1 protein-coding gene is annotated in these 1,140 nt (G+C 67.4%); it reads left to right on the forward strand.

What is annotated here, in order from left to right; translation table 11 throughout:
* Window positions 1-412: 412 nt before the first annotated feature.
* The gene (locus JCM19049_RS14940) at window positions 413-1,078 is read left to right on the forward strand and encodes a sulfite exporter TauE/SafE family protein (protein ID WP_054821962.1); all 666 of its coding nucleotides are present in this window, start codon (window positions 413-415) and stop codon (window positions 1,076-1,078) included.
* Window positions 1,079-1,140 lie beyond the last annotated feature (62 nt).

The following is a 1,140-nucleotide window of genomic DNA, read 5'->3' on the forward strand; positions in this document are numbered from 1 at the left end:
CTGAACCTCTTCGCCTCCGCGCCGCAGCGTCCGGCCACCAGCTGATCTGAACCCGGCGCGGATCAGGGGCCCGCTACCCCCGCGCGGAGACCCGGGCTTCGAGCCCCGCCAGGATGATGTCCGGGCCCTGTCCGAAGGTCTGCTCACCTAGTGTGCGCCAGCCGAGCCGGGGCCGGGGAACTAGGCCCGGTCGCCCTGGCGGCCAATGAGGTAGCGTTGTCCGGGGCTGGTTTCAGTCCCGGACAATGTCTCTTTGGGAGGGCGCGCTCGGTGGGTACGGTGACAATTGGTGCAATTCTCGCACTCAGCGCCGCCACCTTCGTGGGCGCCTCAACCCAGCGGGTGAGCGGGATGGGTTTCGCCCTGGTCTCCTCACCTTCATCGTGATGGTGCTCGGCCCTTCGAGGGGGTCATGCTGGTGAACTTCCTGGGCACCTGCAGCAGCTTCTTGATCCTGGCCCAGGTGTTCCGTGAGGTGGAATACCGCAAGGTCATGCTGCTGCTGGTCCCGGCGGTGATCATGACCATCCCCGGCGCCTGGGTCGCCAGCCAGCTGGGCGGACCAAAACTTTCCATCGCCATCGCCCTGATGGTGATGCTGGCCCTGGGATCCAGCTTCCTGCTGCGGAACCTGAAATCCGCCGACAGCAAGGGACTGGCCATTGGGGCCGGGGCGGTGTCCGGGTTCATGTCGGTCACCGCGGCGGTCTCCGGCCCGGCGATTGCCGCCTACGCGGTGGCCAGCCGCTGGCCGCAGGCGAAGTTCGCGATCTCGGTGCAGCTGTACTTCTTTGTGCTCTCCATTGCCTCGCTGATCGCCAAGGGCGGGATGCCGCAGCTGCACTGGAGCCAGTGGGTGGGCTGCGCCATCGCCATGGTGTGCGGCATCCTGCTGGGCAACTGGCTGGCCCCAAAAATCCCGCACAAGGTCAGCCGCGCCTTCGTGGTGATCATCGCGTTCGCCGGGGCGCTGACCCTGCTGGCCAGCGGCGTGCGCGAGGTGCTGGCTAATCCCGTTCCAGGATCTGCCGCGCCTGGCGCAGCACCGGCTCGTCGACCATCTGGCCTTCAAAGCTGAAGACTCCACGCTCGTTCTGCGCGGCCTGCAGCACCCGCTGCGCCACTGCCGCCGCTGCGTGC

The sequence above is a fragment of the Arthrobacter sp. JCM 19049 genome (assembly GCF_001310435.1).